Origin of the sequence: Sandarakinorhabdus sp., from assembly GCF_041689835.1 — a bacterium.
Lineage (GTDB): Bacteria > Pseudomonadota > Alphaproteobacteria > Sphingomonadales > Sphingomonadaceae > Sandarakinorhabdus.
The window spans coordinates 1-6914 of the sequence record NZ_JBDNFM010000210.1 but is presented as its reverse complement, the minus strand read 5'-3'; the positions used below and the strand labels follow the sequence as shown (position 1 = coordinate 6914).

Below are 6914 nucleotides of genomic sequence, written 5' to 3'. Positions count from 1 at the left end.
TGAGCCGGGGTTTTTTTGAAGGACGAACATCATGCGCCTGCTACGCGTCTCCCTCGTGCTCGCCACCCCGGCGTATGCCGCCACCCCGGCGTATGCCGCCACCCCGGCGTATGCCGCCACCCATCAGCTCAAGCCCACGCCGCAAACCGTGGCATGGGGCCATTATGATGCCGCCGACAAGCCGGCATTGACCATCAAGTCGGGCGATACGGTGGTGATGCACACGCTGCTTACCAACAGCCCGATCGGCCTTGAGCGGGCAGGGGTGGCACCAAAAGATATCGAGCCGGCGCTGCGGGCGGTGTTTGACGGCGTGCCGCTGTCGGCGCGCGGGCCGGGCGGGCATATCCTCACCGGGCCGATCGCCATCGAGGGCGCGGAGCCCGGCGACACGCTCGAAGTGCGGATCAAGAAGGTCGATCTGGCCATTCCCTACAGCTACAATGCCTTCCGTTACGGCGCCGGTTTCCTCACCGACGATTTCCCTTATTCGCGCATCAAGATCGTGCCGCTCGACCGGGAACGCATGGTCGGCAAGTTCGGGCCTGGCATCGAAGTCCCACTGGAACCGTTTTTCGGCAGCATGGGCGTTGCGCCGCCGGCAACATTCGGCCGAGTGGATTCGGCCCCGCCGGGCATCAACGGCGGCAACATGGACGACAAGAAACTGGTGGCGGGCACAACACTGTTCCTGCCGGTTTATGTGCCCGGCGCGCTGTTCCAGGCCGGCGATGGCCACGCCGCGCAGGGCAATGGTGAAGTGACGATCACCGCGCTCGAAACCTCGCTGATCGGCACGTTCGAGTTCATCCTGCACAAGAAAATCGTCACGCCCTATCCGCGCGCCGAAACCCCCACAGCCTATATCGCGATGGGGTTTGACGACGATCTGAGCAACGCCACCCGCAAGGCAGTTCGCAACATGATCGATTTCCTGGTGGCCGGAAAAGGCATGACCCGCGACGATGCCTACATGCTGGTGAGCGTCGCCGGCGATATCGAGATCACCGAGCTGGTGGACCGCAACAAGGGCGTGCATGTTGTGATGCCCAAGGCGGTATTTGTCGCAAAATAGACAGCTCGCGTCACACCGCTTTGATGGAAACGCTTTGCCGCGAGGCCAGCAGGCGCAAATTCTCCTCATGATCGGCGCGGCTGAGTTTGTAGGTGGAAATTACCGCGATCATCAGCAACCACAGCACGAGGATCGACGGCACATACCACGCGCCCAGCTGCCACAAGCTGGCTTCGGGCACCTGATCCGGGCTGGCGCCGGTGGGAAATGCCGCCAGCGTCAGCACGAAGCTGGCGGCAATAACGCCAAGGCCCTGCACTGATTTGCGGATGAAGGTGGCGGCGGCAAAGAACACGCCTTCGGAACGTCGGCTGGTCTTGAGTTCGGCCTGTTCAACAAGATCGGCAAGCATGGCCGAACTGAGAATCTGGAAGCAGATGATCAGGCCGACATCTATCACGGTGACAAACAGCATCATCCAGAACAGCGACGGATCGCCATTTGGCGGCAGCAGGCCGAAAAGGCGCAGGATGATCGGTGCCGGCAAAATCAGCCCGGCAATCAGGCCGATGATGATGGCGCCGCGTTTTTTGCCCACTGTGCGCGTGGCAATCGGAGCCATGACCGCGCCGATGATCGCCGAAATGAACACGCTGGCCGTGATGAGGCCGATTTCCGGCGGGGAGAAGCCCCAGAAATAGGCCGAGAAATAGAAGGACAGCGACGCCGACAAGCCAGTGGCAATCGCGCCAAGCATTGCCGCGCCGAACAGCGCAGCAAAGCTGCGGTTGGCCAGCGTTTCAAACATCTCGCGAAACACGGTGCCAACAGTGATGCTGCGTTTGGCGGGCGGCAACCGCAGATGGGCGATGCGTTCATGCGTGCCCAGCGATGAAGCGATGATCGCCACAAAGATCAGCACCGAAGCGATGATGCCATAAACCTCGTAAGCGTCGCGGTTGAATTGGCCGTTGGGGATGGCAGCGGTGGCAAACAGCGGAAACAGAACGGTGAAGTTCGCCACGGTCAGCACGCTGCCGCCAGTCCACCCGAAATAATAACGCCAGCCGAGCAACGCCGAGCGCTGATCGTAATCCGTCGCCAGTTCGGGCGCGAGTGCTGCGCTGGGGATTTCATAAAAAGTGATCGAGATGCGCACCACAACGGCGAGGCCAAGCAGATACCAGAACAGCGCCGTTTGCGACCAATCGGCCGGCGGATTCCAGATCAGGAAATAAGTGGCGGCCACCGGTAACGCAGAAGCATACATGAACGGATGCCGCCGCCCCCAGTGGGAACGCAGATTATCCGACCAATAGCCAACAATCGGATCGCACACTGCATCGATCATCAGCGAAATCGTGATCGCCAAGCCCACCAGCCGCGCATCAAGCCCGATGACCTGGCTGTAAAACAGCAGCAGGAAATAACTGAAGCCGCCATCCTTGATACCATAAGCTGCCGCGCCAAAGCCGTAGGCGAGGCGCGTTCTCAGTGACGGTTTGTCGGCCTTGACCGCGCTGGTTGGTGCCATGCATACCCCGCGCTGCTCGCCAATGTCTGTCCGGCAGCTTTTCTGCGGCTGACTATCAGGGGCCATTACCGTTCTGTAAAGCCGCCATGGCGGGCGATCAGGTGGCGGCCACGCTGTCTGGTTGATGTGTGCTGGCGCGGCGCGTAAAGCGCGCCGTCATGAGCACCACCTTCACACTTGATACCAGCGCCTCCCGCGCCCACCCGGTGCCGGAACCGGTGCGGCGGCTTACTGTGCCGGCCATCGCCAAGCGCAAGGGCGGGGAGCCGATCGTGATGCTCACGGCGTACACGGCGCGCATGGCGCAATTGCTTGATCCGCATTGCGATCTGCTGCTGGTCGGCGATTCGCTCGGGCAGGTGATCTATGGCCTGGATACCACGGTGAAAGTGTCGATCGACATGATGATCGCGCACGGGGCTGCCGTGGTGCGCGGTTCCTGCCGCAGCGTGGTGGTGATCGATTTGCCGTTCGGTTCCTATGAAGAAAGCCCGCAGGCCGCGTTCCGCACGGCGGCGAGGGTGATGCAGGAAACCGGCGCGGCCGCGGTCAAGCTGGAAGGCGGCGCTGTCATGGCACCAACGGTGAAGTTTTTGAGCGAGCGCGGCATTCCGGTGATGGCGCATGTCGGCCTCACCCCGCAGGCTGTGAATGCGCTGGGCGGCTATGGCGCGCGCGGCCGCAGTGAAGCCGAAGCCGCCAAGATACTCGATGATGCCCGCGCCGTGGCCGAAGCCGGCTGTTTTGCGTTGGTCGTCGAAGGCGTGGTGGAAACGCTGGGCCGCGATATAACCGCGGCTGTGACCTGCCCCACGATCGGTATCGGCGCATCGCCCGCCTGCGACGGCCAGGTGCTGGTGGTGGACGACATGTTGGGCATGTTCGAGCGGGCGCCGCGTTTTGTCGAACGTTTCGATAATCTGGCGGCGCGCATTTCCGATGCGGCAGCGCGTTATGCTGGCGCCGTGCGCGAACGCCGATTTCCAACGGATGCGCAGCTGTATCGCTGAACGGCGGCGACCCTTTACCTTTACGGCGCTGTCGGGCATTCACGCCTCGGCAAGATACGCCGGTGCAAATCCCGACCATCAGGAGCTTGACGACCTTGGCCAACACGCCTGCCAAACCCGAAGACGCTTTCCTGCGCGAAGTGGACGAGGAATATCGCCGTTCGCAGATGGCGGGCCTGTGGAAGCGTTTCGGCACGCTGGCGGTTGCGGTGCTCATCCTTGCGCTGGCCGGCCTCGCCGGCTGGCTGTTCTGGCAAGACCGGCAGGCCAAGGCGGCGGGCGATGCCGGCGCCGCGCTCACGCGGGCCGTCGAGCAGCTGGAAGTGGGTGAAGGCGCCCGCGCCCGCCCGGTGCTCGAAGCCATGACCCGCAACGGCCCCGGCGCCTACACGGGCCTGGCCCGCATGGTGATGGCAAATGATGCACTGGCTGGCGGCGACAAGCCCAAGGCGCGCGGGCTGTACGAAGCGGTGGCCGCTGACAGCAGCCTGCCGCAGCCGCTGCGCGATGCGGCGTTGGTGAAGGCGGTGCGCGTGGGTTTTGATCAATTGCGCCCCGCCGACGTTGTGGCCAAGCTGAAGCCGCTGACAGTGCCGGGCAACGCCTGGTTCGGCGTGGCCGGCGAACTGGTGGCTGTGGCGCATTTCAAGGACGGCAAACCGGAACTGGCCAAGCCGATCCTGACCGCCATGGTGAAAGACGAGCAGCTCAGCCCGTCGCTGCGCACCCGCGCGGCACAGCTGGCGATTGCCGCCGGGGTTGATATCGCGACGCTGGGCATCAATGCTAAAGGCATCAATCCCCAGCCTGTTCAGTAAATCTGGCGGCGCAGTGAGGAATTCAAGGTGAACAACCGCAGCACAGTTCGCACAGCCGCCATTCTTGTGATGGCCAGCATGGCGTTGGCCAGCTGCGGCATGTTCAAAAAGGCCAAATCCCGCACGCCGACCATCGGCGAGCGCATTCCCATCCTGAGCTTCGAAACCCGCGCCGAGGTCGAGCCGGAGATGAAGGATGTGGCCATCGTGCTGCCGCCGCCGGTCACCAATGCGGAATGGGCGCAGCCCGGCGGCTCACCGGCCAAGGTGGGCGGCCATCTGGTGCTGGCGGAACAGCCCGTCGAAGCCTGGCGCGCCAGCATCGGCAAGGGCAGCAGCGGCACCGCCCGCCTGAATGCCATCCCGGTGGTGGCTGGCGGCAAGGTTTTTACCATTGATATTGGCGGGCAGGTCAGCGCGTTTGACGCGCAGTCGGGCAGCCTGGCTTGGCGCGCGACCGTCAACATTCCCAAACGCGGCAACCGCGCAGCCTTTGGCGGCGGCGTGGCGGTTGGCGATGGCCGGGTTTATGTCGCCACCGGTTATGGCCTCGCGCTGGCTTACGATGCGCAAACCGGCAAGCAATTGTGGGAACGTCCGCTGGTGCAGCCGCTGCGCGGGGCGCCCAGCGTTTCTGGTTCGCGCGTGTTTTTCCTCAGCCAGGACAATCAGCTCCACGCGCTCGACAGCGCCACTGGCGATGTGCGCTGGACCGTGGCCGGCACCGTGGAGCCGGCCTGCATCCTGGGCACCGGCGCGCCGGCTGTTGCGCTCGATACGGTGGTGGCCGGTTTCTGTTCGGGTGAACTCAAGGCGCTGCGCGGCGAGAATGGCCGCACCGTATGGGAAGACCAGCTGGCCCGCACGGGGCGCTCGACCGCCATGGCAGCGCTGGCCGATATCGATGGTTCGCCGGTGGTTGACCGGGGCCGGGTATTTGCCGTGGGCCACGGCGGCCGCATGGTCGCGCTGGAACTGGCGACGGGCCAGCGCGTGTGGGAACGCAATTTCGCCGGTGTGTGGACGCCGTGGGTGTCGGGCGAGTTCATCTATGTCGTTACGGTGGAAGGCGAGGTGCTGTGCATCACCCGCACCGAAGGCAAGCTGCGCTGGGTCAGCCGTCTCGATAGCTTTCGCAGCATGAAGAAAAAGAAAGACCCGATCCAGTGGGCTGGGCCTGTGTTGGCCAGTGAGCGGCTGTGGGTGGCCGGCTCCAACCGCGAACTGGTGGCGCTGGATGCCTATGAAGGCAAGCGCGTCGCCAGTATCAAGCTGAAGGCTCCGGCCTATCTGCCGCCGGTGGTGGCGGGCGGCATGATGTATGTGCTCACCGACGACGGTTCGCTGATGGCCTATCGCTGATCGCCTATCGTTGACAGCCTATCGCTTAAGCTCTGGCGCTGGTAAGGCCGCGCGATGACCTCTGGCAATATCCTTGATTATGACGTCGATGCGCCGCGCGTGGCCATCGTTGGCCGCCCCAATGTGGGCAAATCCACCCTGTTCAATCGACTGGTCGGGCGCAAGCTGGCGCTGGTCGACGATCAGCCTGGCGTGACCCGCGATCGCCGCGAAGGATCGGCCAGCCTGTTCGATCTGAATTTCGTGGCCGTCGATACCGCCGGCTTCGAGGATGGCAGCGAAGAAAGCCTGTCGGGCCGCATGCGCGCCCAAACCGATGCTGCCGTCAGCCGCGCCACAGTCGCCCTGCTGGTTTACGATGCCCGCGCCGGCGTGACACCGCTTGATCGCCATTTCGCCGCCTGGCTGCGGCGGCGCGGCGTGCCGCTAGTACTGGTCGCCAACAAGGCGGAAGGGATGCAGGCCGAAACCGGCATCAACGAAGGCCATGAACTGGGCTTTGGCGAGCCGATCGGGCTGTCGGCCGAACATGGGCTGGGCCTTGCGGATCTTTATCAGGCGCTGGCGCCCTTTTTGGCTGAAAAGCCCGTGGAGACGCCCGACGACGACGCCACCCCCGCCGACGAGGACAGCGAAGTGCCCGAGCCGCCGCCAGGCCCGCTCAAGCTGGCCATCGTCGGCCGCCCGAATTCCGGCAAGTCCACCCTGATCAACCGGCTGCTTGGTGAACAGCGGCTGGTCACTGGGCCCGAAGCGGGTATCACCCGCGATTCGATCGCCATCGATTGGGACTGGGTCGACCGTGACGGTACCAGCCAGCCAGTGCGCCTGATCGACACCGCCGGCCTGCGCAAGCGCGCCAAGGTTATTGACAAGCTGGAAAGAATGTCCGCCGCCGACACCAAGCTCGCCATCGATTTCGCCGAAGTCGTGGTGCTGCTGCTCGATTCCACCCTTGGGCTGGAGGCGCAGGATCTGCGCATCGCCGACAAAGTGCTGTCCGAAGGCCGCGCGCTGATCATCGCGCTCAACAAATGGGATGTCGCGCATGATCAAAGCCGATTGTTCCAGGGCGTGCGCAGGGCGCTGGACGATGGCCTGAGCCAAGTGAAGGGCGTGCCGTTGCTCACGTGTTCGGGCGCGACCGGCAAGGGGCTCGACACGCTGATCGAAGT

The 6914-nt window shown here is 63.9% G+C and carries 6 protein-coding genes; 5 read left to right on the top strand and 1 reads right to left on the bottom strand.

All coding sequences use genetic code 11. The features are described from left to right. Nucleotides 1-31: 31 nt before the first annotated feature. Complete coding sequence (locus tag ACESL8_RS11435; RefSeq protein WP_372918946.1) at nucleotides 32-1075, top strand: acetamidase/formamidase family protein; 1044 nt, start codon at nucleotides 32-34, stop codon at nucleotides 1073-1075. A 10-nt stretch (nucleotides 1076-1085) separates the two neighbouring features. On the opposite strand, the gene ACESL8_RS11430 is transcribed toward ACESL8_RS11435, so the two are convergent. Further along, the gene (locus tag ACESL8_RS11430; RefSeq protein ID WP_372918944.1) at nucleotides 1086-2549 is read right to left on the bottom strand and encodes an MFS transporter; all 1464 of its coding nucleotides are present in this window, start codon (nucleotides 2547-2549) and stop codon (nucleotides 1086-1088) included. Nucleotides 2550-2707: 158 nt separating this feature from the next. On the opposite strand from ACESL8_RS11430, the gene panB reads away from it, so the two are divergent. The 4 genes from panB to der all read left to right on the top strand — a co-directional run. After that, the gene (gene panB, locus ACESL8_RS11425; protein WP_372918942.1) at nucleotides 2708-3559 is read left to right on the top strand and encodes a 3-methyl-2-oxobutanoate hydroxymethyltransferase; all 852 of its coding nucleotides are present in this window, start codon (nucleotides 2708-2710) and stop codon (nucleotides 3557-3559) included. Nucleotides 3560-3654: 95 nt separating this feature from the next. After that, nucleotides 3655-4377, top strand: a complete 723-nt coding sequence (locus ACESL8_RS11420; RefSeq protein ID WP_372918940.1) for a tetratricopeptide repeat protein — start codon at nucleotides 3655-3657, stop codon at nucleotides 4375-4377. Nucleotides 4378-4404: 27 nt separating this feature from the next. Continuing rightward, nucleotides 4405-5739 carry a PQQ-binding-like beta-propeller repeat protein gene (locus tag ACESL8_RS11415; protein WP_372918938.1) on the top strand — a complete coding sequence of 445 codons (1335 nt, stop codon included), beginning with the start codon at nucleotides 4405-4407 and terminating at the stop codon, nucleotides 5737-5739. A 54-nt stretch (nucleotides 5740-5793) separates the two neighbouring features. Beyond that, a partial coding sequence (der, locus tag ACESL8_RS11410; protein WP_372918935.1) for a ribosome biogenesis GTPase Der occupies nucleotides 5794-6914 on the top strand: 1121 nt, incomplete at its 3' end.

Coding starts and splice junctions, on each gene's coding strand:
- panB (WP_372918942.1), top strand. CDS start 2,708: ATGAGCACCACCTTCACACTTGATACCAGCGCCTCCCGCGCCCACCCG.
- ACESL8_RS11430 (WP_372918944.1), bottom strand. CDS start 2,549: ATGGCACCAACCAGCGCGGTCAAGGCCGACAAACCGTCACTGAGAACG.
- ACESL8_RS11435 (WP_372918946.1), top strand. CDS start 32: ATGCGCCTGCTACGCGTCTCCCTCGTGCTCGCCACCCCGGCGTATGCC.